This window comes from Asticcacaulis sp. P2_B1 (genome assembly GCF_056404915.1).
Window position 1 is genome coordinate 308,350 of record NZ_JBFUDD010000004.1, and the last position, 24,875, is coordinate 333,224.

Genomic DNA, 24,875 nt, shown 5'->3' on the forward strand with positions numbered 1-24,875 from the left:
GTCCAGCGGATCAAAAGAGCGGGTAAAGTAGTCATAGACGGCTTTTGCCAGCTGGCCTAGCTGCTGAACTGCAACGAAGCCAGGTGGGCGTACAAACCACCGCGCGCCACCAATTCGTCATGCGTCCCGCTGTCGACGACCTTGCCGGCCTCCATCACCACAATGCGGTCGGCCTTCAGCACGGTCGCCAGGCGGTGGGCGATGACCAGGGTCGTGCGCTCCGCCATGGCTTCGTTGAGCGCCGCCTGAACCAGGCGTTCGTTTTCGGCGTCCAGGGCCGAGGTCGCCTCGTCGAGCAGCAGGATCGGCGCCTGACGCACCAGGGCGCGCGCGATCGACAGGCGTTGCTTCTGGCCACCGGACAGGGATTTGGCGCGTTCGCCGAGCGGCTGGGCAAAACCCTGCGGCAGGGCCTCTATAAAGCCGAGTGCCTGGGCCTTCTCGGCCGCCAGACGGACATCGTCCATGGTCGCGTCTTCGCGGCCGAAACGGATATTGTCCTCGGCCGAGCCGGAAAACAGCGCCGAATCCTGGGCGACCAAAGACAGGCGCTCGCGTACGTCCTTGGGATCGGCCAAGGCAATGTCGACACCGTCGACGGCGATCGTCCCGGCTTGGTATTCGTAGTAACGCAACAGGAGGCGGAACACGCTCGACTTGCCGGCGCCGGACGGACCGACCAGGGCAACGGTTTCCCCCGGCTTCACGACCAGAGAGAAATCATCCAGCACCACCGTGTCCGGCCGCGAGGGATAGGCAAAGGTGACATGGTCGAAGCGAATGTCTCCGCGCGCCGGCACGGGCAGTTTGACGGCATTGGCGGGCGCCTTGATATCCGGCTCGGATTGCAGCAGTTCGTCGATGCGTGTCATGGCCCCGGCCGCCTTTTGCACGTCGCCCCAGGTTTCGTTGAGATTGGCGACCGAGCCGCCGGTCAGGGCCGCCAGCATGACGAATTGCAGCAGGGTGCCATTGGTCATGCGATGATGCAGCACGTCCTGCGCCCCAAGCCACAGCACGAAGGCGATGCCACCGAACACCAAGGTAATCACCATGGCCGTCATGGTGGCGCGCGTCGCCATCCGCCCGACCGACATGCGATAGGTGTCTTCGACGCCTTGATCGAAGCGTTTGCGGGTAAAGGCTTCGCGCACAAAGGCCTGCACCGTCTCAAGCGCATCGAGCGATTCACCGGCAAAGCCGACGGCGCGGGCGAAGCTGTCCTGGGTGTCGCGCGTCGCCTTGCCGACCTGGCGGCCGAAGGTGATCAGGGGGATCAATACGAAAGGAAAGGTGCAGAAGACAAAGAAGGTCAGTTTCGGGCTGACGATGCTCATCATGATCAGGCCGACGACGAAGGTCAGCAGGTTGCGCAGGGCGATCGAGATCGACGACGCCACCAAGGTCTCGATGATCTGGATGTCGGCGGTCAGGCGGGAGATGACTTCGCCGGTACGTATCTTGAGGAAATAGGCGGGATCGAGGCCGAGTATATGGCCGAAGACGTCTTCGCGCAGATCGGCGACGACCCGTTCGCCCATGCGCGTGATGAAGTAGTAACGCAGCGCGGTCGACAGGGCCAGCACCACCACGACAATGCCGAAGACGCTGAACCAGAAGTCGAGAACGCCGACATTATTGGTGCCGAACCCCTGATCCACCAGGTGCTTGAGCACCACCGTCATGAAGGGGGTGGCCGCCGACGAAATCAGCAGGAAGACCATCATGACCACCCCGGTCATCTTCTGCCGCATCAAATAGGGCCACAGCCGCACCAGCGGCCGGAGATTCTTGGTCTTTTCGCGCTTGCCCGCCGCCTGGTGGATCTGCCCGACCAATTCCGCGCCCGTGCTGGGACGCCCGTTGTCAGGGCTTGTCGGGGTTTCTGTTTGAATCTGGGGAGATGAGTCGGCCATCACGTGTCTTTAGCTAGGAAAGGCTTGCACAGCAAGGAAGCTTCATGTAAGAGCCCCGTCTTCCGCTGGCAATGCCGGCATAACTCGATTTAGGCGTTCGCACCATGCTGGCAGAACGTCGAAGGACACCGCGATGAAGCCCGAAGGCCACCCCGACTATCACTGGATCACCGTCACCCTGACCGACGGCACGACCTACAAGACGCGCTCGACCTATGGCAAGGAAGGCGCCGTGCTGAACCTCGACATCGATCCGCGCACCCACCCGGCCTGGACGGGCGGCACCGGCACCCTGCTCGACCGCGGCGGCCGCGTTTCGCGCTTCAACAACAAGTTCGCCGGCTTCCTCAAGAAGTAAGCGGGGCGGGGCGGGTACGACCCGCTGCGGAAACTTGTACAGCGTTTCAAAGCCGGCCCGGGGCAACCTGGGCCGGCTTTTTTGTCCGAAGGCCGGAGATTCGGAGTAGTCTTGGGTGTTTTCACGAAAATCGACACTCCGAATAGAAAAGCGGTCGGGCGCCATCCTCGACAGTGAGATGAATTGCCGCCTGATACCTCGGCATTATAATACCTCTAACATTTGGCGATGCTCTCATTCGGAGTGCCGGTTTTCGTGGAATAGGACCCAAACTACTCCGAATCGCACCGGCAGGCATTTCGCTTCTATAGCCAGCGCCGCTCTTTGAACCACCACAACAGTCCGGCAATGATGGCGATCATGACGACACAGATGCCCCAGAAAGCGTCGAGATTATGCAGGAACGGCATATAGTCGAAGTTCATGCCGTAGATCGATGCGAGCAGGGTCAGGGGCAGGAAGATGACCGAGGTCACCGACATGACTTTCATGACTGTATTTTGGTCGACATTGATCAGACCCAGGGCGGCATCGAGCAGGAAGGCTATGTTGCCAGTAACATAGCTGGCGTGGTCGCTGAGCGAATTCACATCCTGGCCCATGACCCGCAGGCGATCGTGAAATTCCTGGACTTCGACCGCCTGAACGACCGGGGTGATGGTATCGAGATTGGTCGCGAACGTAATCAACCGGTTCATGGACACCAGTGAATCACGTATCTTGGCTATGTCGTTCTGAAAACCGCCCAACCGGATCAGCACGTCTTCGAGCTTGGTCTGGCGCCGCGTCTTAAAGACTTCGCGTGACAATTCGTCGATACCGGCACCGGTTTTCTCGATCAGATCGGCGGTGCGATCGATGAGGATGTCGAGCAGATTGAGGAAAGTGGTTACACCGTCGCTGCACAAAATCGGCTGTTTCTCGATATGTTCGGCGAAGATGGCGAAGGACGCCGGATCGATGTAACGAATGGTGACCAGACGATGACCGACCAGGACGAAGGTCACCGGTCCGGACTGCAGGCGGTCGTGGCCGCCGAAAAAGGCAATCTGCGCCGTCATGAACGCGGCATCGTTCTCGATATAAAGGCGGCTCGACGTCTCGATCTCGGCCATGTCCTCGCGGGTCGGCAACAGGACGCCCAATTGCGCCTCCGATCGCAACTCCTCATCGCGGGTAGGATTGACCAGGTCAATCCATACGACCTTGTCATTGATATTCAGGCCATCGTTGACCAGCGCAGCTTCCTTGGCCTGGTTGTGGAAGCCCTTGGTGTGAAGAGTCAGCATGGGTACCCCAAAGGCAAAAGCCGGATCGTCAGGCGCTGTTTTCCACTGAAATCACCCGGCAAGTCAAACGAATAGAGCCATGCGACGTACGTCGCATGGCTCTATAAAAAACTATATGCGTCTTGGCCTTAAGGTCGGGCCGTTGTCGCTGCATGGGAAACCGGGGCAACAACCGGCTTGGCATTGTCGGCGTCGATCTTGGCGACCAATTCCTTGGCCGACTTGCCGGCGGTTTGACCGCTGACCGTGGTCGCCTTAGCGCCGAGGAAGCCCTGGGTATTGCCGGGCGACAGGGCGGCCTTCAGATCGCTGGGCAGTTCCGGGGCCGGGGCCGGCGTGGCCATGGCGATTTGCTGCGGCGCGACTTCGATCGACTTCTGATCGTTGTCGATCAGTTGTTGCGCGGCGGCCTGACCCTGCGGCGTATCCTGATAGATGAAGCCGTAGGTCGTGTAGACGGTGGTGCCGAAATCGTTGAGCGGGCCGTACCACACCTTGACCTTGGACCAGTCGCCCTTGTCGGAAACGTCCATGACGTTGACATGGTCTTCGACCTGGCCGCGGCGGCCGTTGATCGGCGACCAGTTGGCGTGGGTGACCTGGATATAGCGGTCGGTGATGATTTGCGAAACGACGGCGACGTGGCCCAGTTTCATCTTGCCTTGCGGGCGGAAGACCAGGACCGAGCCAGGCTTCGGACGGGCGCCTTCGGTATATTTGCCGGTCGCTTTGCCCCACCAGGTCCAGGCATCGCCGAAGATCTGCATGCCGGTGAACTGACGCACGAAGGTGACGCATTGCAGGTAAGGCGAAGCGGAGCCGACCGAGGTACGGCTGCTGATGCGGGTAACGCGGCCAGAAGACACTTTGCCGGAAGATACCTTTGCAGAGGCCTTCACGGCCTTATGCGAAACTTTTTGAGCGGTAGATTTTTGCGAAGCAACGTGAACGCGGGTGGCGGCAGGTTTAGCCGTTGCGTGCGCCGAAGTTTTCGCATAAAGCGGACTGGCAGCGCACAGGATGGAAGCGGCAAATACAAACGCCGACACGGTTTTCTTCACGCACTATACTCCGTGAAAGTTAAGCCCCGTGACTTCGATACAACAGAAAAATAAAATTTCAAACAATTTTTCGCCCTGATCACGTAAAATGTTAACCGTGTTTCGCCAATTGGTAGGTATATTTATAACGCAACACGTCCCCCCAGTTGCGTAAAATACGGCGAAATGGTCGTTCGACCAGATGATGGGCCAACATGGCCAGGGGAATCAGGGCTAACAGCCCGGCCAGCCACCAAAAGAACGGCAACGGCGCATGATTGGTGCCCAAAAGCGCGTTGACGCCTTTCAGCCAGATCCATTTCCACGGCACATAGATCATGTAGACGGCGAAACTGATCTCGCCGAGATAGACGCACAGCGGACTGGACAGGATTCCAGTCTCGCGTCCCTCTCCGTCCCTGCCGAGACCGGCAGAGGACAGGATCAACAGGCCGAGGGCGATAACGATGACGATATCCGAACGGGCAAAGCTGGAGGCGATAATGACCGTCAGGCTGGCGACCGCGGCGCCCGTCGTGGCGATCCATGGCCGGGCAACCGCCCCGGCGCGCCAGGCGAGGTAGAGCGCGCTGCCGAGCAGGAAGCACGGCACGATGCGCAAGGCGCCCCATTGGAAGGTCGCCTCGGTCAAGGGAAAGCCGGCAATGACATAGAAGACGATATAGAGCGCGGTGAGGATCAGGCAGGCCAGGGCAACCGCCAGGATCGGCCGATGACGCAGCGCCCAGGCGGCGGTGGCGACCACCGGGAAACCGAGATAGGCCAGCCACTCGGCGCTGATCGACCAGGACGGATGATTGAATGACGCCGATGCCGCCAATCCCCACGCCTGGGTCAGGGTCAGATGCGCCGGCAGGGCAGCCCAGTTGACGACATTGTCGTCCAACGCGACGCCCTTCAACGCGGCCATACCGGCCAGAACCAGGGTAACCAGCAGGGTTGCGATATGCAGCGGATAGATGCGCGCCAATCGGTGATTGATGAAGGTAAAATAGTCGAACTGTCGCGTCCCGAAGCCTTCGAGATAGACATAGCTCAGGATAAAGCCCGACAGGATGAAGAAGCCTTCGACACCGAGATAGCCCTTGTCGATGAAGCCGATGTGGATACCGCTGTCCAGTTCGTGGATATAGGTGAACAGCACCACCCACAGGGCGGCGAAGAAGCGCAAGGACGTCAGGGGTTTCAAGTGATCCTGGGGCATGGCCGCAGTCTAACCGGCACCCGTTAAAAGGCCGTGTCATTTGCCCTTAAAAAGCGCTCCGGCCAAAGAAAAACCCCTCCGGATAGGGATCCGAAGGGGTTCAAGCAGGGGTGTGGGCCTTATTCAGCTCAAGCGCCGCATGGCTCGCCGCATCGGCGGCGGCGGGCCCTTGCCCGCTGCCAACGGCGGATGAATCGAAATCTCCGCCGTTGGTATTACTTGCGAACCCAGGCGCTGTTGGCGTCCTGGTAATATTCGCCGGCCTTGACCTTGGGCAGGATGATATTGGTATAGGCCGAACCGGCGGCGGCTTCGATCGAGACGCCGTTCTTGGCGGCGGCCTGGCCGTAGACGTCACGGCGACCGGCATTGATCTCATCGACGGCGGCCTTCAGCGACGCATCGCCCGAGCCGGAAACGAAGGCGAGGAAGCCGGTATTGGCTTCACCGACCGTGCCTTGGGCCTTGGCGGCGTCGACAGCGGCCTTGGAGGCGGCGACGTCGGCCATGGCCGGCAGGGCGATCAGGGCACCTGTAGCAACGATCGAGGTCGAGAGAACGGTGGCGGCCAATACGGCCTTAAATATAGAGGTCTTTTTCATATCAGGTCTCACTTTCTAAGCCTGGATTAGAACAAATTGGGGTTCTGCTGCACCAGGGCCTTCACGTCCTGGTCGAGCTGAACCTTCACATTGACGTCGAGCTTGGCGTAGATGGGGGCCAGATTGACATTGACGTTGACCGACGGCGTACACGCCACCAGCGCCAATGCGCTTATCCCTGCAACCGCCGTAAGCATGGCTTTCTTCATAAATGGGTCCCTCTTGAACCTGACTAAGCACTTCCCGAAAAAGTGGACGCCACTTTTCGGATAAGAAGTGCGGCAAAGCAAAAACTATCTCATGGGTACTATATAAACAGATATAGGCTGAACCGTGGCTGAACGGAATGGGGAAATTTCCGTGCAACGCTCCCGGCCGCAAGAAGCCTGCTTATTGCGGCTTGGTGGCCGTATTGGCGTTAAACTGCGCCAGATCATTGAGAATTTCGTCGAGATTGACCGGGATGTCGAGATAGAGCTCGACCGGGGTCTTCGACGGCAGCTTGATCGGCTTCTTCATCCACGCGCCGCTGACATAGTCGAACAGGGAGATGGTCGCCTTCTGCTTTTGCGGTGGATCGAAATAGCCCTTGATGTGGAAATTGACATCGAGGATGCCGCCCTTTTGCGAGTTCAGCTTGGCATCGATCTGGTCGTAGGTGACATATTCCATGGCCTGGAAGGCCAGGTCCTGGAACGGATTAAAATTGGGATCCGAGGCCGCGGCGGCATTGGCATTGGCCGCGGCAAGGGCGGCCGTCGCCGGCGGAGCGTCGGTCGTGACCGTGCCGGTGGCGACGCCGGGCGCTGTGACCGCGGTGCGTTTGACCGATATCTGGCCGGGCGCGTCGGACGCCATATGGCCGTCGACGAAGGTGATATGGCCGCCGGAAACGGTAAACGGCAAGCGGCCGCTCAGGTTTCCCTGGAAGGTCATGCTGGTCGCCAGCGAGGTGGCGGCGATGATCTTGCCGAAATCGAGGCCGTTGAAGCTGAGAGCGCCGGTGATGTCGGACTTGCCGTCGAGCGGGATCGCCATCGGCTCCAGGATAACCGGGCCGCCCGGGCTTTCGACCACGGCCTTTTCCAGCGCGATGCGGTCGGCCAGGAACTGGACGCTGAGGTTCAGATTGTTGAGCGGAACGCCGATCTGCATGGTGTCGATGGTGATCAGCTGACCGGGTTCGGAGGTCAGGGGCGCCAGCGAATTGAAGGCGATCTCGCCCTTCAAGCCTTGGGACACGCCAGTGGCGCCGGTATAGTTCAAGCCATTCAGCTTGAGCAGGCCACCGGAGCTGGCCGTATCCTTGGTCCAGTTGAAGGCGCCGGTGAAGTCGAGGCTACCGCTGACATCCTTGCTCATCAGGACGGTGACCAGCGGGCTGAGATAGGACGGCTGCACGCCGGACGGATCGAACTTCAGGTCTAGCGTCCGGAACGACAGGCTGCCTGTGCCCGCAGCATTGTCGTTGTCGAGATTGATGGCGGCGATGGGGAAGGGCTGGCCCTTGGCGTCCTTGACCGATGGCGTGGCGGCGGTGAAGCGGCCCGCCATGGCCTTGGCGTTCTGATTCAGATCGCCATAGATAATCAGCGGGTTGAAGCGCGTGGCACCGGCCGGCGAGGTGTCGGTTAGCCTGGACGAGGCGAGATGGGCCTTCAGGCCGACGGCGTCGCTGCCGGGAATGGTAAAGGCTTCGAACGTCCCAGCACCGCCGGCCAGGTGAATGATCTCATTGGGGGCATTGAGGGCCAGATTGCTGAAGGCGCCATGCGCCGCCCAGCCGGTCGGGCTGTAGTGGAAGAACAGCGGCCCGGTCTGGCTCAGATTGGCCGACAGGTCGGTCATATGGTCGCCCAGTTCGGCGGATCCGGCGGTAAAGGTGGCGCCGTCCTTGAGCGTGACGTCGAAATTGCCGTTCAACAGGGTGAAACGGCCGCTGCCGTCGACACGGATGTCGCGCACGGGGTCGAAGGTCAGGCCCGCCATCGCGTGGAAATTGCCGGCCAGGGCGCCACTGCGCGGATCGCTGGCGAAACCGTCGACCGTGGCGTCGATTTGCGGCAAGTCGCCACCGCTCAAAGCTATGCCGAACGCCCCAGCCTGGCCGCTCGACAGGAAGGGTTTGCCGGCGACGGAGGTTAGAACAGCCGTTCCGCCGCCGTTCAGCGCCAGTTGCGCGCCGTTCTTCAGGCGGACATCGCTGCGTACGCCGTCGGCCGAGCCATTGAGCGCAATATCAAGGCCCTTCATGCGCAGGCTGAAGCGTTCGAACGCGCGGTCCAACACCACGATAATGTCTTCCGGCGGCGCGGTCGGGGCGCCCGGCGCCGGCTTTTTGAGCAGATCGGCCCGCGCCTGGACACGCGCGGCGACCATGGGTTTCAGGGCCTTGTAGGAACCGCGGTCGCTGGCGACATCGTTGTGCAGGTTCAAGTTCCAGGCGCCCGACGTGTCGCTTTGACCGCTACCGGACAGGGCTACGGTCACAGCGTCAAGGCTGAGGTCGGTCATGCCGGCATGCTGCATCGTCATGCCACCCTTGAACGTGGCGGCCGCGCCGTCGGCACCCGAGGTCAGGTGCAGGTCGGTCAGGTTGATATGGGCATGGTTGAAGGCCAGGTCGCCTTGCTTGAAGGCGCCGATGTCACCGGTCACAGGACCTTGCAGATTAAGGCTCGTCAGGGCGCCTTCGATTCCGGCGGTCAGGGCCAGGTGATCGCCGTTGATCTGGACATCGCGGCTGTCGAGATCGCCCGACTGGATAGCGTCGGCGCGCGCCAGCAGGCGGGACTTGCCGGTAAAGCTGCTGCCGGTCAGGCTCGACTTGATCTGGCCGTCGAGATCGAGATTGGCTTCCAGGCCGGTGAAGGACGATGTCGGCATGACGGCGTCGTCGGCGCGGAAGGCAAAAGTGCCGGACATGGCGCCGGTGAAGGCCTCGGCCATCGATTTGGAGTCGCGATAGGGCAACAGGGAATCGATACTGACGGCCACGCCTTTCAGGTGCAGCGGTTGTGTCGGTTCGGCGACTTCGGTCGCATCCGTGCCCTTGACGTCCCAGCTGTCGGCATCGACCTTGGCGACAACATGAAGTTGGTCGCCATTATTGGGCGCAGCAACGCTTTGGGCGGTGACCGTGGCGGCATTGAGATCGCCCTCGCCCATCGGCCCGCGCAAATGGGTTTTCGGCACCGACAGAGTCAGGTATCTGAGCAGGCCGTTGTGCAGCTTGGCGTCGCCGCGGCCATGTACGACGCCGTAGTCCGAGGTGAGCCGGACATCGGCGCCATCGATGATGATATCTTCAGGTGGCGGCGCGTTCAGTTGCTTCGGATTCGGTTTAGCCGTCAGGGCGTTTTGCACCACCTTATCGAGCGAGCCGAAGTTGAGCTTGCCGTTTAGATAGGAAAACTGGACGACCGGCTTGACCAGGTGCAGGTTCTTGATGCGCGCCAGGGGCTGCCCGCCGCCGAAAAAATTCAGGCTATAATCGACGTCGAAACTGTCGATGCGCAGCTCAGGATGGGCCTCGTCGCCGACATAGATGGTGCCGGTGGTGTGGCTGAGGCTTAAGGCGTCGAACTTGATATGGGCGTTGGCGCCCTGCCCCCTCAGCCAGGATTGCACGACCTCGGCGGCGATTTCCTTGCGCGCGGCATAGGAGACAACACCGATGGCGGCGGCGCCCCACAGGGTCAACCATAGCCAGCTCGAGGCCTTGATGCCGCCTTTTTTGGGCGGTCCTTTGCCGTTTTTCGGGCCGTTTTTGGGGTTTCGCGATGGCGGACGGCCCGGCAGGCCGATCGAGTCGTCGTCACCCGCCGGCGCGCCGCCGTCAGGCCCGGCGCCACGCGAAAAGCTGTCGCCGGCGCTCGTGTGCACGGGAAACCACAAGGCTTCGTCGTCGGTGAGGGAGGGCGATGGGCTCATACGGTCTTTTAAACGGCTTCTGCGCTAACCATGTTTGGAACGGTACACTATCACGCAAACTTGTTAAAAATTGTGGACACTTTCAGATTCTTTTCGCACGCTAGGTAAGGTTTGTGCCCGAATTCGGGCGCAAATTCGCTTGACAGTGTTTTTTATGGCTCACTTACGATTTGCGCCATTTTTCCACATCGAATGAGACGGTTAGCACGCAACCGCATACCATGGCTATCCGGTCGCCTGTTTTGTTAACGCCTCATTTACCATTCTTAAGCTTCATTTTAACCTTATTGAGCTAAAAGCCCTACCCGAAAACGCCGTTTGGGAGGTGCAAAAGTGCCTCATTTTGGCCTTATTTTGGCGTAAACGGAGCCTTTCGCAACACCAAGACTCAGGTCATGGTGCCACCCAAGCTCGGTGGTCCGGCCTGACTGCCTATACCACGGGGCCGAACAAAAACTGCCTCAGGGAGCTTTGTCGAAACGCCGCGAGCGGCGGAATACGTCTTTGAATTTCGCCTTCGCCCGCTAAACAGGACTGTCAGTACCGCATTCATGGCTCAAATCGATCCCCGCCGCCAACCTGTCCGCCTGACGCCGATGATTTTCGCATCGGCGATCGCGTTGACGGCTGGCTTCGGCCTGTGGCAAGTGCTGCAGCCGGTGACGGGTTTCGCCACGCCGATGGATCCGACGGCCGCCATGGCGCTGGAGACCCAGGCCTATGCCGAAGCCGCCGCCCGCCCCGGCTACAGCCAGCCGATCGACGTTCCCATTTCATTGCGCGGCAACGAAACCCTGGCCGACGCCATTGCGCGCATGGGCGTGTCGCCCAATGAAGCCGCTACGGCGGTGGCCCTGTTGTCCAATTCCTTCAATGTCGCCAGCCTGAAGGCGGGCTTAAGCCTCGAAGCCGCGATTGCCAAGCCCTTGTCCGGCTCGAACCTGCCGGTACAGCTTCTCGGCCTGACCGTGCGCACCGGACCGGCGCGGCAATTGACCATGACCACGGATGGCGACGGCGTCATGCGCCTGCGCGCCCTGGAAGAGCCCATTCGCGCTGAACGCCGCGTCGCCATCGGCACGATCGACGGCTCCTTGTTCACCTCGGCCGCGGCGCTGGGCGCCACGCCGTCCCTGACCGCCCAGGTGGTCAAGCTGTTCGCCCACAAGCTCGACTTCGAACGCGATATCCAATCGGGCGACACCTTCAAGCTGGTCTTCGACCGCAAGGTCACCGAAAGCGGCCGAACCGTCGAGGCGGGCAATCTGCTTTATGCCGAAATCGAAGCCAAGGGCGGCGTCGATCGCTTCTATTCCTTCCAGCCCAAGGGCGACAAGACGATCGAGTTTTACGACGAGAACGGCAAGAACATCAAAGGTTTCCTGCTGACCACGCCGGTCTATGGCGCGCGTATTTCTTCGACCTTCGGCATGCGTTTCCACCCGATCCTCGGCTTCAACAAGATGCATACCGGCATCGATTTCGCGGCACCGATCGGTACCCCGATTCAGGCTGCCGGCGACGGCGTCGTCCAGGACGCCAAGTGGTGGGGTGGTTATGGCCGCTGGGTCCGCATTTCGCACAACAAGGACTGGGATACGGGTTACGGCCACATGTCCGCCATCGCCGTGTCGCCGGGCCAGCACGTCGTTCAGGGCCAGATCATCGGTTATGTCGGCTCGACCGGCCGTTCGACCGGCCCGCACCTGCACTTCGAAGTCTGGCACGATCACGTGGCCATCGATCCCAAGAGCGCCAAGGTTCCCGACAGCAATATGTTGCAAGGCGGCGACCTGATCGCCTTCCGCGCCCGCAAGAGCGAAATCGACGGCATGATCGCCATGGCCGACGTCAAGCGCTCGGGCGACGACAGCCATAATGAGAGCCTGGCGATGAACTCCGGCGATTATCACTTCGAAAACGAAGACCAGACCAGCCGTCCGACGGTGTTGACCGCGACCGAGGCCACGCCGGTGCGGACCAATAACCTGGCGCCATTGCGTCCGGCGCTGTCGACCACCCGCGGCATGAAATAGGATTGCCGGGCCGGTGACGCCGTTTGCCAGCCCTGAAGTCGCCGCCGTTTTTTCCAACTATCCTGAAACCGCGCGCCCGCACATGCTGGCCCTGCGCGAGCTTGTGTTCGCCGCGGCCGCCGAGACAGCCGGCGTCGGCCTTTTGGAAGAAACGCTGAAATGGGGCGAGCCGGCCTATCTGACCAGCAAGAGCAAGAGCGGCAGCACTGTGCGCATGGATTGGAAGGCAAGGACGCCCGATATGTGCGCGCTCTATTTTAATTGCCAGACGGATTTGGTCGAGCGCTTTCGCACCCTGTTCGGTGACGCGCTTGGCTTTGAGGGCAATCGCGCCGTTCTTGCGCCGGTGGCGAAACCTTTGCCGGAAGAGATGCTCAGGACCTGCATCATCGCGGCCCTGACCTATCATCGCGACAAGGCGTTACTCTAGCCTGTCCGCCCTGAAGAGAGGCGGGAACAGCTTCGCCCAGACGCCGGTGACGATCAACGAGCCGATGCCGCCGAACAGGGCCGCATTGATCGGTCCCATCAGGCGCGCCATGACGCCGGTTTCGAATTCACCCAGCTCGTTCGACGCCCCGATGAACAGGTAGGATACCGAGGCGACCCGGCCGCGCATGGCGTTGGGCGTGACGATCTGGACCAGGGTGCCACGGACATAGACGCTGATCATGTCGGCGGCGCCGAGCACGATCATGGCGGCGATGGACAGCCAGATCATTTTCGACAAGCCGAAGACGATGGTTGCCAGGCCGAAAACGGCGACCCCGCCGAACATCCACGGACCGGCATGCCGCCGGATCGGCGTGTTGGACAGGATGAAGGAGGTGATGATGGCGCCGATGGCCGGCGAGGCGCGCAGCAGGCCGAACATCTGGGGCCCGGCCTGGAGGATATCCTTGACATAGATGGGCATGAGGGCCGTGGCGCCTCCCAACAGAACGGCGAACAGGTCGAGCGAAATGGCGCCGAAAATGACCTTGTTGCTCCAGATGTAGATCATGCCTTCCTTCAGCATGGTCATTTTCGAACCCGAGGGCGCGTCGGGCGCGGTGGGTGTCCGGATGGTCAGGACCAGGGCGGCGGCGATCAGCACCAGGATGGCGCAAAAGCCGTAGGCGAAACGCGGCGAGAAGCCGACCAGGACGCCACCGAGCGCCGGGCCGACGATCAGGCCGGTTTGAAAGGCCATGGAATTGACGGCGATCGACTTAGGCAGGATGTGCTTCGGCACCAGCATGGGACCGATGGCGGAACTGGCCGGGGCGCTGTAGGCGCGTAAGGCGCCGAGCACGGCGCTCAAGGCAAACAAGCCCCAGAACGGCGGATGCGGCAAGAACGAATAGGCGAAGAACGCCGCCGAGAGGGCCAGTTGCGCCAGCATGACCAGGCTGACGATCTTTTTGCGGTCGTGGCGATCGGCGACAATGCCGGCCGGGATGGTGAAGGCGAACAGGGTAATGAACTGCGCCAGACCGATCAGCCCGACATAAAGCGCCGATTGCGCCACGCCCTCGGTGCGGCGGGCGATTTCGTAGACCTGCCAGGCGATGGCGGCGCTTTGGGCCGAGGTGCCGAGCACGCCGAACAGGCGCGCCAAGAAGAAATTGCGGAAATCCGGGATTTGCAGGGGATGGCGGTTGTCTTCGGGCTCCGGCAGGGCTTCGGCGACAGGCGGGACGGATTGCGGCGTGGACACAGGCAGAGGCCTTCGATTATTTAGACGCGCGGATTTTGAGTCTTCCCCCGGACTAGAAAGGCTCTTAGAGGAAGACTCATGGCGAGAATAGTCTTTTCGCGAAGAAATCCTCGCATTGGCTCGGGCGGGCGGTCGCCCTTGCCAAGTCAGTGCGAAGAGGCATTGCCTTGGAAGAATATATGCTCGACGTCGTAAAACTGACCCAAAGTCTTATCAGCCGGCCATCGGTGACGCCGGTCGATGCCGGTGCCATGGATACGGTACAATCGGCCCTGGAGGGGTTGCGTTTCACGTGCACGCGGCTGCGTTTTGGCGAGATCGAGAACCTGTATGCCCGGCGCGGGACGGCCGCGCCCAATCTGTGTTTCGCCGGCCATACCGATGTCGTGCCGAGCGGTGTGCGCAACCTGTGGCGTTACGACCCGTTCGGCGCCGAGATCCATGACGGGGCGGTGATCGGCCGCGGCGCCGTCGACATGAAGGGCGGCGTGGCGGCCTGGATCGCCGCTGTGTCACGCGTCGAGGTTGCGGGCAGCCTGTCGTTTTTGATCACCGGTGACGAAGAAGGCGATGCCGTCGATGGCACGCGCCAGGTCGTGGCGTGGTTGAAAGACCAAGGTGAGGTCATCGATCATTGCATCGTCGGCGAGCCGTCGTCATCGGCGGTTTTGGGCGATATGATCAAGGTCGGGCGGCGCGGTTCGATCAACGCCCTGTTCACCGTCACCGGCAAGCAGGGGCACGTCGCCTATCCGCAGCGCGCCTTGAACCCCGTGCCGATTCTGGTCGATTTGTTGGCGGCGTTGAAGGGACGGAAGCTGGACGACGGTTACGAGTCGTTCCCGCCGTCGAACCTCGAAATCACCAGCATCGATGTCGGCAATGCCACGACCAATATCATCCCTCAGGAAGCGCGGGCGCGGGTCAATATCCGCTTCAATCCGGCGCATACCGGAGCGGAGTTGGCGGTGTGGATGGAACGCTTGGCGGCCGACCATGCGGGGGCTTCGGGCGCCGCGATCGAGTGCCAGGCGCGCATTTCCGGCGAGGCTTTCCTGACCGAGGCGGGGCCGTTCGTCGATGTCATCGCCGAGGTTATCCGCGAGCGTTTCGGCATCGAGACCGATCGCTCGACGACCGGCGGCACATCGGATGCGCGCTTTATCCGCGACCTGTGTCCCGTCGTCGAATTCGGCCTGGTCGGGACCACCATGCACCAGATCAATGAATGCGTGCCGGTGGCCGATTTAGAGGCCCTGACCGATGCCTATCAGGCCTTGATCGAGGCGTATTTCTCGAAGTTCGGTTCCGCGTCGTAGGTCACCTGGGTCAGGTAGAGGCCGTGGGCCGGGGCGACCTGGCCACAAAGATTGCGGTCTTTCGCCGCCAGGGCGTGGGCGACATAGCCGATCTCGCGGCGGCCGGTGCCGACATCGACCAGGGTGCCGGTCATGGAACGGACCTGGTGGTGCAGGAACGATCGGGCAGCAAAGACCAGGTGGACCTCTTCCCCGACGCGGGCGACGCGGGCGATGTCCAGGGTCTTGACCGGCGACTTGGATTGGCAGGCAATGTAGCGGAAGGTGGTGAAGTCGTGCTGGCCGATCAGGGCTTGGGCGGCCTGGCGCATGGCGTCGACATCGAGCGGTTTCTTGACGTGCCAGACGCGGCCTTGATCGAGCGCCGGCGGGGCTTCGCGGTTAAGGATGCGATAGAGATACATCCGCCCAGTCGCTGAAAAGCGGGCGGAGAATTCGGCGTCGACTTCGGAGGCTTCGAGCACGGAAATCGGTTCTGGGAACAGGTGGGCGTTGATGGCGTCGCGCACGACTTTCGGCCGAAAGGTCTTGACGAGGTCGAAGGTGACGACGGCGCCGGTGGCATGGACGCCGGTGTCGGTGCGGCCAGCGGTCGTCAGGCGCAAGTGTTCACCGGTGAATTTGAAGATGGCGGCTTCAAGCGAGGTCTGAACCGTCGGCAGATCGCCCTGGGCCTGGAAGCCGCAATAGGGCCGGCCGTCATATTCGATGAGCAGGCGGTAACGTGGCACTATCGCAACCGATCGCCGGGCTGTAGCAAGCCACCATTGAGGAAGTCGGCGGCGTCTTGCGCGGCCTTGCCCTCACGCTGGACACGCAGCAACTCGATGACGCCGTCGCCGGTGGCGATTTTCAGGCCGCCGAGCAGGCGGGTGCCGGCGGCCTCGCCGGTCGCCAGATCGGAGGTGCGCGACATCAGGACCTTCAGGCGTTGTTCGCCCCTGGGCGTGTCGACGATCGTCCAGGCGCCGGGAAAGGGTGACAGGCCGCGGATATGGAAATCAAGCTCGCGCGCCGGCCGCGACCAGTCGATGCGGGCCTCTTCGGGGGTGATCTTTTTGGCATAGCTGGCTTCGCCGGCCTGTTCCTGTTCGTTGGCGCCGCCGCGTTCGATGGCCGCCAGTGCGACCGGCAGGAGCGAGGCGCCAAGCAGGGCCAGCTTGTCGTGGACGGTCTGGAAAGTGTCTTTGGCGGTGATTTCGGTGCGACCCGACAGGATGATGGGCCCTTCGTCGAGGCCTTCCGACATGCGCATAACATCGACGCCGGTAAAGGCGTCCCCAGCCATGATGGCGCGTTGGATGGGGGCAGCGCCACGCCAGCGCGGCAGCAAGGAGGCATGGAGGTTGAAGCAGCCGAGCGGCGGGTGATCGAGGACGGCCTTTTTGAGGATCTGGCCATAGGCGACGACGATACAGGCGTCGATGTCGAGGGCTTCGAATTCGGCGATGGCTTCGGGCGCCTTCATCGATTTCGGCGTACGGACTTCGATGCCGAGGCTTTGGGCGAACAGGTGAACGGGCGACGGGCTGAGGACCTGGCCCCTGCCCTTCGGCGCCGGCGGTTGGGTATAGACGCAGACGACTTCATGGCCGCTGGCGACCAGTTCGGCCAGGGCTTTGACGGCGAATTCGGGGGTGCCCATAAAGGCAAGACGCATGACTTCGGTCCTCGGTTACGGCGCGAGGTCTAAACGCAAAGGCTTGGCGGAGCAAGCCTTATGCGGCTTGGGTGCGATTGAGCTTCTTGACCTTCGAGACGGCGCGGTCGCGCTTCAGGCGCGACAGGTGGTCGATGAAGAGGACGCCTTCGAGGTGATCCATCTCGTGCTGGATACAGGTGGCGAAAAGGCCTTCGGCGTCTTCCTCGACCTGTTCGCCCTGGTAGTTGAGATAGCGCAGCTTGACCTTGGCCGGGCGCAGAACCTCGTCATAGACTTCCGGCACGCTGAGGCAGCCCTCTTCGTAGGGCGCCAGCTCTTCCGACTTCCAGACGATTTCCGGATTGACGAAATAGCGCGGATTCTTGACACCCTCGGCATCGGGCTCGGCGCCTTCGGGTTTTTCCTGCAGGTCCATGACGATGACGCGCACGGGCTCGCCGATCTGCACGGCGGCCAGGCCGATGCCGGGCGCCTCGTACATGGTTTCAAGCATATCGTCCATCAGGGCGCGCAAAGCGTCGTCGACTTTATCGACGGGCTTGGACACCTGCTTGAGGACAGGGTGGGGTACAGTCAGGATTTCGCGTAAGGCCATGAGCGGGATGTAATATTTGTCAGTATAAAAATCAAGCGGGCTCGTCTTCGGCGGTCGCCAGGGCCTGTAATTTGGCCGCCACCTTGGGCTGGGATTCGATGGCCGGCAGGTCGGGCATGGTCTTGCCCTGGTGCTCGACCTGGAGATCTTCGAAGCGCTTGGCCTGGGTCAGGACCTTGGTCTCTAACGAACCGACAAAGGCATTGTACTTGTCGACGGCGCGGGTCAAGGACGTGCCCATATCGGCGACGTGCCCGCCCATGACCGACAGGCGAGCATAGAGTTCGCGGCCCAGTTCGGCGATGTGGGAGGCGTTCTTCATCTGGTCTTCGACGCGCCAGCCATAGGCCACGGCCTTGCACAGGGCGAACAAAGTGGTGGGCGTGACGATGATGACCTTCTTGTCCATGGCTTCGGTCATCAGGTCGGGCGCATATTCCAAAGCCGCGGCCAGCAGGCCGTCGCCCGGGATGAACATGGCGACGAAATCAGGCGAGACCTGGTCCTTGAACTGGTCCCAATAGGCCTTGGCCGACAGGTCGCGGACGTGGCCGCGCATGGCCTGAGAATGGTTGCGCATATGCAGTTCGCGCATGGCCTCGTCGGTCGCTTCGGCGGCGCCGAGATAGGCCGTCAGGTTGACCTTGGCGTCGATGACGAAGATGGCCGACGACTTGTCGCCCGGCAGTTTGACGACGACGTCGGGGCGGCGGCGGCCTTCGTCGGTATCGAGATTATGCTGTTCGACGAAGTCGAAACGCGCCGACAGGCCCGCGGCCTGGAGGACGTTGCGCAGGACCTCTTCACCCCATTTGCCCTGGACGCCGGCGCCGCGTTTCAGGGCGCCGGCCAGTTTTTGCGTCACTTCGCGGGTGGCGTGGGAGGCCGCCAGCATATCGGCTATCTGTTGTTTCAGGCCGCCGGTTTCGCCGACGCGGGCCTCTTCCATGGCCTTGACCTGGGCTTCGAAGCGGGTGAGGTGTTCGGCCACCGGTTTCAGGCTGCTGTTCATGCGTTCGAGGGCCAGCTTTTCGCGGGCAACGAAGGATTCCTCAGCGCGTTTCAGCAGGGAGTCGCTGGAAGCCTGCATGGCCTGGTGCGACACCAGTTGGAACTGCTCGCTCATGGCGGCGCGGGCGTCTTCGAGCCCGCGGGCGCGTTCCCTGACCTGGGACAGTTCGTTGGAGGCGGTCATCAGCTTGTCGCCCAGGTCTTCGTTGCGGGCACGCAGACGTTTGGTCTCGGTGAAGGCGAGGAACCAGGCGCCGGCGAAAACGGCAGCTACGCCAAGCAGGACGATGATAAGGACTGTGGACGTGTTCATGCCTTGTTCTCTAGCTGGATTCTGGGCCGCTTGCAAGAATGCGGAATCGCTGCCAGTCTTGTTAGAGCTCAAGCGCCGCATGGCTCCTCGCAACGGCTCGGGCGGGCGCTTGCCCGCTGCCAATGGCGATGAGTCTCATTCGCCATTGGTATTAGCTTGAGCAAGGGGTAATGCGATGAATTTCAAGGCGGCGGCGCACAAGGTTATTATCGGCAAGACGCCGTGGACCTATCTTTATCTGGTGCTGATTCCCTTTATCAACTGGTGTTTCGAGCACGTGCCGACCTTCAACCTGCCGACCGGCGGCGACTGGAATCCGATGACGGTGGTGACCGGCCTGGTGTTGGTGGTCAGGGATTTCGCCCAGCGCGAAATCGGCCACTGGATCTTTATTTTCCTAGCTATAGGCCTGGTTTTGTCGGTCTATACGTCCGATCCGACGATCGCCTTTGCCAGCGCCTGCGCCTTCGCCATCAGCGAAACCATTGACTGGGCCCTGTTCACCTTTGCCAAGCTGCCCTTGTCCAAGCGCATCTTCGTCTCCGCCGGTATTTCCGGGCCGATCGATGCGGCGGTTTTCCTGTGGATCGCCAGCTATTCCATCCCCGGCATTTTCAATATCTGGTCGCTGCTGGCCTCGGTCGTCAGCCGGCTCCTGGGGTGTCTGGTGGTCTACCTGCTGATGAAGCACCGCGAAAAGAAGGCGGCTTTGGCGGCGGGTTGAGCCCGCCCATTCCGGGCGGCCTTATGCAGTAGTCAACCCGCGGCATAGCGCACCATATTTTGTTGAATCTATTCGATTTTCAGCGTCCTAATGCAGAGCCTCCTAAACGGTAATAGGTGGCCGCTTTTTCGCAAATCCGAGCCTCCGCGCGGCGGCATGAATAGCATTGACGCATCGCGTCATCGGCCATATTGTCGGACATAATAAATGCCAAGAAACAGCACAGGAAACAGACGCCATGACGACATCCCGTTATCGACGGTTTATTGGCGCCATGGCGGCCGTGGGCTTTATGGCGTTTGCGGCGGTCGGCGCGGCAACGGCGGAAACGCACGCGCCGAAAATGGACACGGTCCTTTATGGCGTGGCCTATTACGACGAATATTCGCCTTATGAACGGCTGGACGAAGACGTCAGGATGATGAAGGCGGCGGGGATCACCGTCGTGCGCATCGGTGAATCGACCTGGGGCACCATGGAGCCGCAGGAAGGGGTTTACGATTTCAACCATATCGACCGCGTCCTGAAGGCCATGGACAAGGCCGGGATCAAGGTCATTGTCGGCACACCGACCTATGCCATTCCGACCTGGATGGCGCGGAAATACCCGGATGTGCTGGCGACGACGCCCGGCGGCAAGAATATCTATGGCGTCCGGCAAAACATGGACATCACCAATCCCGACTATCGCCGGGCGGCCGAGCGGACGATCCGCGCCATGATCGCCCACGTTCGCGACAATCCGGCGGTGATCGGCTATCAGGTCGATAACGAAACCAAGCCCTATAATGTCAGCGGTCCCGCCGTTCAGGCGGGCTTCGTCAAGGTGATGCAAGAGCGCTTTCCCGACCTGAAGGATCTCAACCAGGCCTATGGTCTCAACTACTGGAGCAACCGCATCAATAGCTGGGAAGATTTTCCTTCGGTCGACGGCTCCATCAATGCCAGTTTGTCGAATGCTTTCACGGCCTATCAGCGCGACCTGGTCACCGAATTTCTCGCCTGGCAGGCCGGCATTGTCGATGAGTTGAAGCGGCCCGATCAGTTCGTGACGCAAAACTTCGATCTCGACTGGCGCAATGCGTCCTATGGCATTCAGACCCAGGTCGATCATTTCGCGGCGGCGAAGGCGCTGGATATAGCCGGCGTCGATATCTATCACCTCACCCAGGACAAGCTCACCGGCACGGAGATCGCCTTTGGCGGCGACCTGGCGCGATCGATGAAGGGCGGGCAAAACTATCTCGTCATCGAGACCAATGCGCAGGGCTTTCCCGAATGGACGCCCTATCCCGGCCAGTTGCGGCTCCAGGCCTTCAGCCATTTTGCCTCCGGCGCCAATATGGTGGAATACTGGCATTGGGCGACCACCACCAATGCCGCCGAAACCTACTGGCGCGGGCTGCTGACTCAGGACTATTCGCCCAATCCGACCTATCAGGAGGCCATGACCATCGGCGCGGACCTGAAGCGGATCGGGCCGGGGATCGTCAACCTGAAGAAGGACAATACGGTCGCCATCTATTTTTCCAACCGCGCCCAGGACGCGTTCAATGCGTTCAAGCCCGGGCAGACGGCCTATAATGACGTGCTGCGGCCCTATTACGACGCGCTTTATCGGATGAATGTCGAGGCCGACCTGGTCGATCCTTCGACCCAGGATCTGTCGCGCTACAAGCTCATCATCGTGCCGGCTCTGTATGCGGCGTCGGACGCGGAGATCGCCAAGCTCAATGCCTTCGCCAAGGCCGGCGGGCAGTTGGTCTATACTTTCAAGAGCGGTTTTTCGGACGAGAATACCAAGGTGCGGACGGTGACCCAGCCCGGTTTGATCAGCGAAGCGGCTGGGGTGGGCTATAGCCAGTTCACCGTGCCGGACCATGTCGGTTTGAAGGGGAACCCGTTTGGCGTGGCGCCGGCGGATAATGAGGCCAAGGTATGGATGGAGTTTTTGACGCCGACCACGGCGCAGACCCTGGCCTATTACGACCATCCGGTATGGGGCAAATATGCCGCGGCGACGTTGAACAGCTACGGCAAGGGCCAGGTCGAATATGTCGGCTTTATGCCGAGCGCCGCGGTTATCGACAAGATCGTCACTGGCGCCGTCAAACGCGCCGGCCTGTGGGGCGTGGCCCAGGAGGTCGCCTTCCCCATTATCCTCCGCAGCGGGGTCAATGGCCAGGGGCGGACCTTGCACTATGTGCTGAACTATTCCGACAAGCCTCAGTCGATGGTCTATCGGTTTGGGAATGCGTCGGACCTGTTGACGGGGGTAAAGGTGGCATCAAATGCAGAGATGACGCTCCCGCCGTGGGGTGTGTTTATTCTCGAAGAGGCACGTTGAGTGAAAAAGTGGCGCGCATAAGGGGTCTGTTTTGCCGCTTAAGGGCCGGGAAATCGGACAGATAGGGCGATTTGAGCCGGTTTTTGCATCTTTCGTGGCGGAAATCTCGCCTTTTTTGGATGACGGAATCGGCGTCGGTAGGCTGTTTGGGCGAAGAATCTGAATTGGGTGAGTTTTTTTCATCCAATTTCATCCAATTAAAATTCGGATTATGTGAAAAAGGGGCCAGTTTTGCGGATTTGGCCTTAGTTTTTGAGGGTAAGCCGTCCGGAGCCTGGGTTTACTGCCAGATTCCTTGCTCGCTGAGAATGTCTTTGCAGCAATCTCTGCATGACTCAAACAAATTGGCTCCGGCGACCTCGGGGCCTTTCACACCCTGCACCAAGGATTGGTCATGCGACTCCCGATAAGAAATCAGTACGATCGACCGCTCACGATCTTCATCGAACCTATCTGCGACGCGTTCGAAATACCTGTAGGTGGCGAGGCGATCCTTCGCCTCGAGGACGGCTTGCCTCACTCCATCGAGGTCAGTGATGCATGGGTGACGATTTATGACGAGGGATGCTCCGCGACCGTCGAAGTCGTTTCCAAAGAAGATAAAAGGATCGATGACGCTCTCAGGCTTGCGGGTACATGGCTTCACAGGTTCGGCGCGAAGAACGAAGCCAAGCTGATCGATAGGGTCGTCGAAGATCTTGAACCTGTCGCAGGGTATTTTACGGCGCGGAAGCAGGTCTTCGCAGCCTTTCACGATGGACTAGCAAACGAAGAGCAGCAAGTTTCAGTCAATAATGAGCCGCGGGATGAGACCTTGGCGGCGTGTTACCGCGCCGGCGTGCAAGCTGCTCGCCTTAACCGCGCCGCGCGAGAGAACCGCTCATTCCCTGAATTGAGCGCCGCAGCGCCGCTGGATACAGAAACGGTGCGAGGGGCTTTCGCTCGTGCCTTGGTCAATGGCATGTAACCTTCGCCTTTCCAATCATTGGGCGCTTCAGGCGCGCTTCCAAGAGAGCCGCAATTCCGCAAGGCCGGGCTAAGCTCCCCGCTTCGCAGCGAGGCGATTCACACATCGTATAAATAGCAGCTGAATAAAGGCCTTTGAGTCGGTTTTCAGCTTGAAGGCCCCCACCACAGCATCTAGAGCGTACCGCGCGTCGTGCGGTCCACCGCCCCGTCCCGGAACGGTATAAGATATTGATTTTACTTACTCTTATGCTCCCAACTTGGCCGCCGCCGAGGCTGAGGGACCATATGCGGCGACTAAATTCAATCATCAGGCCCTAGTTTTTGAGCGTAAATCCGTCGGGAGCCTGGGTTTCTTTATAGTCCCGGAAGTACATGTCCATATAGATTTCGACGGGTGCGGGCGCATTGCGGCAGGTGACGTCGAAGACATCGAGGATATGGCCGAAGACGCCCATGCCGACATTGCCCGGGCGCTTGAACTTCGGCGCCTTGCCGTCCGAGCAGCGCAGGTGTTTCAGATAGTTTTCTTCGCCGCGCGGCATGTCGACCCGGACGGGATTTTCCTTGCTGCCCAGAGGGTGTTTGGCGGCTTCGGCCAGGCGGGCGTCGATATCGGCCGGTTGACCGCCGAGGGCGACGAGAAGATCGGACATGTCTTCGTCACTCATGCCGGCTTCTTCTGAAGAGCTCGATGAGGTGCTTTGTGCGGCCGTTTGGTCCTGGGCGACGGATGTATGGGCGGCGGTCAGAGCCAGAGTGAGGCTGACGGCTATAACCGTTGTGGATATGATTTTCATGATGAAGCTCCCCCTTAGGTCGGTGAGATTAGCGTAGCCGGCCGCTATCTTCTACTCTTAAAAGCGCGGAAGGTGGTGCCGTCGTCGAGCCCGGCGCGGCTGCGTTAGAATGTGTTGAACTGCTCGGTGGCCCCCTCCGTCGCGGACTACGCGCAAGAGCGCGAGCGCCGCGCCACCTCCCCCGCTGCGCTGCGCTCGCAAGGGAGGAGAAGCTTTTTTATTGGATTATCGCGCATCGCGGCGTGTAAAAGGCCCGGTTTTTGGATGAGAGGCTAGCCGGCTAGCGACGCGGGTATACTTCATACCCGCTAGCGACGACTGCGACGCCTATCGCCAAAAGCCGGTGACTTTTACCGGCGGGATTTGAAGGCGTGGGCAATGGTCCCATCGTCCAGCCAGTCGAGTTCGCCGCCGACCGGGACGCCGCGGGCCAGGTGGGTGATGGTGACCTGGTTGCCGAAGCCTTTGAGGCGGTCGGCGATATAGTGGGCCGTGGTTTGGCCTTCGACCGTGGCCGGCAGGGCCATGATGATTTCGTGGATATGGCCGTCGCGGACGCGTGAGATCAGGCTGTCGAGACGGAGGTCGTCAGGGCGGACGCCGTCGAGCGCCGACAGGAGGCCGCCGAGGACATGGTAATGGCCGGAAAAGGCGCCAACGCGCTCCATGGCCCAGAGTGCGCTGTCTTCTTCGACGACGCAGATCATGGTGCGGTCGCGTGATGGGTCCGAGCAGGTGGCGCACGGGTTTTGGGTCGAAAGCGAGCCGCAAATGGTGCAGGAAGTGACCTTGTCAGAGGCGTCCTGCATGGCGAGGGTGAGCGGGATCAGGAGTTGTTCACGCCGTTTTAGGAGCGCGAGCGTGGCGCGGCGGGCCGAGCGCGGGCCGAGGCCTGGGAGTTTGGAGAGGAGCGCCATCAGGCGTTCGATTTCGGGTCCGGCGCCGGGCATTATGCGCGCCTCGAAAGAAAGTAAGAGGCCCCACCACCACGCCCTACGGGCGCGGTCCCCCTCCCCGGCAAGCGGGGAGGATCAAGAAA

General features: G+C 60.9%; 21 protein-coding genes. 7 read left to right on the forward strand and 14 right to left on the reverse strand.

Annotation, left to right across the window (positions count from 1 at the left end):
• Positions 1-56: 56 nt before the first annotated feature.
• The gene (locus AC1DX3_RS13295) at positions 57-1,916 is read right to left on the reverse strand and encodes an ABC transporter transmembrane domain-containing protein (protein WP_476989782.1); all 1,860 of its coding nucleotides are present in this window, start codon (positions 1,914-1,916) and stop codon (positions 57-59) included.
• Positions 1,917-2,049: 133 nt separating this feature from the next.
• Here AC1DX3_RS13295 and rpmE point away from each other — a divergent pair, with 133 nt between their 5' ends.
• A complete protein-coding gene (gene rpmE, locus AC1DX3_RS13300) occupies positions 2,050-2,274 on the forward strand; it encodes a 50S ribosomal protein L31 (protein WP_476989783.1) in 225 nt (74 codons plus the stop codon).
• Between the two features lie 305 nt (positions 2,275-2,579).
• Here rpmE and AC1DX3_RS13305 read toward each other — a convergent pair whose 3' ends face one another.
• The 6 genes from AC1DX3_RS13305 to AC1DX3_RS13330 all read right to left on the reverse strand — a co-directional run bounded on the left by AC1DX3_RS13305 (position 2,580) and on the right by AC1DX3_RS13330 (position 10,363).
• On the reverse strand, positions 2,580-3,563 hold the full coding sequence (locus AC1DX3_RS13305; protein WP_476989784.1) for a magnesium transporter CorA family protein: 984 nt from the start codon (positions 3,561-3,563) through the stop codon (positions 2,580-2,582).
• Between the two features lie 128 nt (positions 3,564-3,691).
• Positions 3,692-4,462: a CHAP domain-containing protein gene (locus tag AC1DX3_RS13310; RefSeq protein WP_476989785.1), complete on the reverse strand. Its 771-nt coding sequence runs from the start codon at positions 4,460-4,462 to the stop codon at positions 3,692-3,694.
• Positions 4,463-4,715: 253 nt separating this feature from the next.
• Positions 4,716-5,828 carry an acyltransferase family protein gene (locus tag AC1DX3_RS13315; protein WP_476989786.1) on the reverse strand — a complete coding sequence of 371 codons (1,113 nt, stop codon included), beginning with the start codon at positions 5,826-5,828 and terminating at the stop codon, positions 4,716-4,718.
• Between the two features lie 215 nt (positions 5,829-6,043).
• Complete coding sequence (locus tag AC1DX3_RS13320) at positions 6,044-6,430, reverse strand: YdbL family probable chaperone protein (protein ID WP_476989787.1); 387 nt, start codon at positions 6,428-6,430, stop codon at positions 6,044-6,046.
• A gap of 26 nt (positions 6,431-6,456) precedes the next feature.
• On the reverse strand, positions 6,457-6,639 hold the full coding sequence (locus AC1DX3_RS13325) for a YnbE family lipoprotein (protein WP_476989788.1): 183 nt from the start codon (positions 6,637-6,639) through the stop codon (positions 6,457-6,459).
• A gap of 181 nt (positions 6,640-6,820) precedes the next feature.
• Entirely contained in the window at positions 6,821-10,363 is a 3,543-nt protein-coding gene (locus tag AC1DX3_RS13330; protein WP_476989789.1) for an intermembrane phospholipid transport protein YdbH family protein, read from the reverse strand.
• 551 nt (positions 10,364-10,914) lie between these two features.
• Between AC1DX3_RS13330 and AC1DX3_RS13335 the strand changes: the two genes are divergently transcribed.
• Together AC1DX3_RS13335 and AC1DX3_RS13340 are read left to right on the forward strand one after the other, a co-directional pair.
• Positions 10,915-12,399: a peptidoglycan DD-metalloendopeptidase family protein gene (locus tag AC1DX3_RS13335; RefSeq protein ID WP_476989790.1), complete on the forward strand. Its 1,485-nt coding sequence runs from the start codon at positions 10,915-10,917 to the stop codon at positions 12,397-12,399.
• 13 nt (positions 12,400-12,412) lie between these two features.
• Positions 12,413-12,829 (forward strand): DUF1801 domain-containing protein, encoded by a 417-nt coding sequence (locus tag AC1DX3_RS13340; RefSeq protein ID WP_476989791.1) that lies wholly within the window; start codon positions 12,413-12,415, stop codon positions 12,827-12,829.
• Here the strand turns inward: AC1DX3_RS13340 and AC1DX3_RS13345 are convergent.
• The gene (locus AC1DX3_RS13345) at positions 12,821-14,098 is read right to left on the reverse strand and encodes an MFS transporter (protein ID WP_476989792.1); all 1,278 of its coding nucleotides are present in this window, start codon (positions 14,096-14,098) and stop codon (positions 12,821-12,823) included. The two genes, AC1DX3_RS13340 and AC1DX3_RS13345, sit on opposite strands and share 9 nt — an antisense overlap.
• Positions 14,099-14,277: 179 nt before the next feature.
• Between AC1DX3_RS13345 and dapE the strand changes: the two genes are divergently transcribed.
• Positions 14,278-15,417 (forward strand): succinyl-diaminopimelate desuccinylase, encoded by a 1,140-nt coding sequence (gene dapE / locus AC1DX3_RS13350; protein ID WP_476989793.1) that lies wholly within the window; start codon positions 14,278-14,280, stop codon positions 15,415-15,417.
• Here the strand turns inward: dapE and truA are convergent.
• From truA to AC1DX3_RS13370, 4 genes are read right to left on the reverse strand one after another with little or no spacing between them, the layout of a single operon-like run.
• Positions 15,369-16,148: a tRNA pseudouridine(38-40) synthase TruA gene (gene truA / locus AC1DX3_RS13355; RefSeq protein WP_476989794.1), complete on the reverse strand. Its 780-nt coding sequence runs from the start codon at positions 16,146-16,148 to the stop codon at positions 15,369-15,371. The genes dapE and truA overlap by 49 nt on opposite strands.
• On the reverse strand, positions 16,148-17,077 hold the full coding sequence (gene fmt / locus AC1DX3_RS13360; protein ID WP_476989795.1) for a methionyl-tRNA formyltransferase: 930 nt from the start codon (positions 17,075-17,077) through the stop codon (positions 16,148-16,150). The genes truA and fmt overlap by 1 nt, the downstream gene beginning before the upstream one ends.
• Positions 17,078-17,135: 58 nt before the next feature.
• Positions 17,136-17,675, reverse strand: a complete 540-nt coding sequence (gene def / locus AC1DX3_RS13365; RefSeq protein WP_476989796.1) for a peptide deformylase — start codon at positions 17,673-17,675, stop codon at positions 17,136-17,138.
• A 31-nt stretch (positions 17,676-17,706) separates the two neighbouring features.
• Positions 17,707-18,999, reverse strand: a complete 1,293-nt coding sequence (locus AC1DX3_RS13370; protein WP_476989797.1) for a DNA recombination protein RmuC — start codon at positions 18,997-18,999, stop codon at positions 17,707-17,709.
• Between the two features lie 175 nt (positions 19,000-19,174).
• Between AC1DX3_RS13370 and AC1DX3_RS13375 the strand changes: the two genes are divergently transcribed.
• The 3 genes from AC1DX3_RS13375 to AC1DX3_RS13385 all read left to right on the forward strand — a co-directional run bounded on the left by AC1DX3_RS13375 (position 19,175) and on the right by AC1DX3_RS13385 (position 23,037).
• Positions 19,175-19,723, forward strand: coding sequence for a VUT family protein (locus tag AC1DX3_RS13375; RefSeq protein ID WP_476989798.1), 549 nt, complete (start codon positions 19,175-19,177; stop codon positions 19,721-19,723).
• A gap of 238 nt (positions 19,724-19,961) precedes the next feature.
• The gene (locus tag AC1DX3_RS13380; protein ID WP_476989799.1) at positions 19,962-22,070 is read left to right on the forward strand and encodes a beta-galactosidase; all 2,109 of its coding nucleotides are present in this window, start codon (positions 19,962-19,964) and stop codon (positions 22,068-22,070) included.
• A 394-nt stretch (positions 22,071-22,464) separates the two neighbouring features.
• Positions 22,465-23,037 (forward strand): hypothetical protein, encoded by a 573-nt coding sequence (locus tag AC1DX3_RS13385; RefSeq protein WP_476989800.1) that lies wholly within the window; start codon positions 22,465-22,467, stop codon positions 23,035-23,037.
• A gap of 316 nt (positions 23,038-23,353) precedes the next feature.
• Here AC1DX3_RS13385 and AC1DX3_RS13390 read toward each other — a convergent pair whose 3' ends face one another.
• Positions 23,354-23,836, reverse strand: coding sequence for a hypothetical protein (locus AC1DX3_RS13390; protein WP_476989801.1), 483 nt, complete (start codon positions 23,834-23,836; stop codon positions 23,354-23,356).
• 350 nt (positions 23,837-24,186) lie between these two features.
• Positions 24,187-24,789, reverse strand: coding sequence for a recombination mediator RecR (gene recR, locus AC1DX3_RS13395; protein ID WP_476989806.1), 603 nt, complete (start codon positions 24,787-24,789; stop codon positions 24,187-24,189).
• Positions 24,790-24,875: the final 86 nt, after the last annotated feature.

What these genes read in the sequence shown, in the direction of transcription:
- AC1DX3_RS13335 (WP_476989790.1), top strand. Translation starts at nt 10,915, where the DNA reads ATGGCTCAAATCGATCCCCGCCGCCAACCTGTCCGCCTGACGCCGATG.
- AC1DX3_RS13305 (WP_476989784.1), bottom strand. Translation starts at nt 3,563, where the DNA reads ATGCTGACTCTTCACACCAAGGGCTTCCACAACCAGGCCAAGGAAGCT.
- AC1DX3_RS13320 (WP_476989787.1), bottom strand. Translation starts at nt 6,430, where the DNA reads ATGAAAAAGACCTCTATATTTAAGGCCGTATTGGCCGCCACCGTTCTC.
- AC1DX3_RS13385 (WP_476989800.1), top strand. Translation starts at nt 22,465, where the DNA reads ATGCGACTCCCGATAAGAAATCAGTACGATCGACCGCTCACGATCTTC.
- dapE (WP_476989793.1), top strand. Translation starts at nt 14,278, where the DNA reads ATGCTCGACGTCGTAAAACTGACCCAAAGTCTTATCAGCCGGCCATCG.
- AC1DX3_RS13325 (WP_476989788.1), bottom strand. Translation starts at nt 6,639, where the DNA reads ATGAAGAAAGCCATGCTTACGGCGGTTGCAGGGATAAGCGCATTGGCG.
- AC1DX3_RS13370 (WP_476989797.1), bottom strand. Translation starts at nt 18,999, where the DNA reads ATGAACACGTCCACAGTCCTTATCATCGTCCTGCTTGGCGTAGCTGCC.
- AC1DX3_RS13375 (WP_476989798.1), top strand. Translation starts at nt 19,175, where the DNA reads ATGAATTTCAAGGCGGCGGCGCACAAGGTTATTATCGGCAAGACGCCG.
- AC1DX3_RS13315 (WP_476989786.1), bottom strand. Translation starts at nt 5,828, where the DNA reads ATGCCCCAGGATCACTTGAAACCCCTGACGTCCTTGCGCTTCTTCGCC.
- AC1DX3_RS13295 (WP_476989782.1), bottom strand. Translation starts at nt 1,916, where the DNA reads ATGGCCGACTCATCTCCCCAGATTCAAACAGAAACCCCGACAAGCCCT.
- rpmE (WP_476989783.1), top strand. Translation starts at nt 2,050, where the DNA reads ATGAAGCCCGAAGGCCACCCCGACTATCACTGGATCACCGTCACCCTG.
- AC1DX3_RS13390 (WP_476989801.1), bottom strand. Translation starts at nt 23,836, where the DNA reads ATGAAAATCATATCCACAACGGTTATAGCCGTCAGCCTCACTCTGGCT.
- fmt (WP_476989795.1), bottom strand. Translation starts at nt 17,077, where the DNA reads ATGCGTCTTGCCTTTATGGGCACCCCCGAATTCGCCGTCAAAGCCCTG.
- AC1DX3_RS13330 (WP_476989789.1), bottom strand. Translation starts at nt 10,363, where the DNA reads ATGAGCCCATCGCCCTCCCTCACCGACGACGAAGCCTTGTGGTTTCCC.
- AC1DX3_RS13380 (WP_476989799.1), top strand. Translation starts at nt 19,962, where the DNA reads ATGACGACATCCCGTTATCGACGGTTTATTGGCGCCATGGCGGCCGTG.
- def (WP_476989796.1), bottom strand. Translation starts at nt 17,675, where the DNA reads ATGGCCTTACGCGAAATCCTGACTGTACCCCACCCTGTCCTCAAGCAG.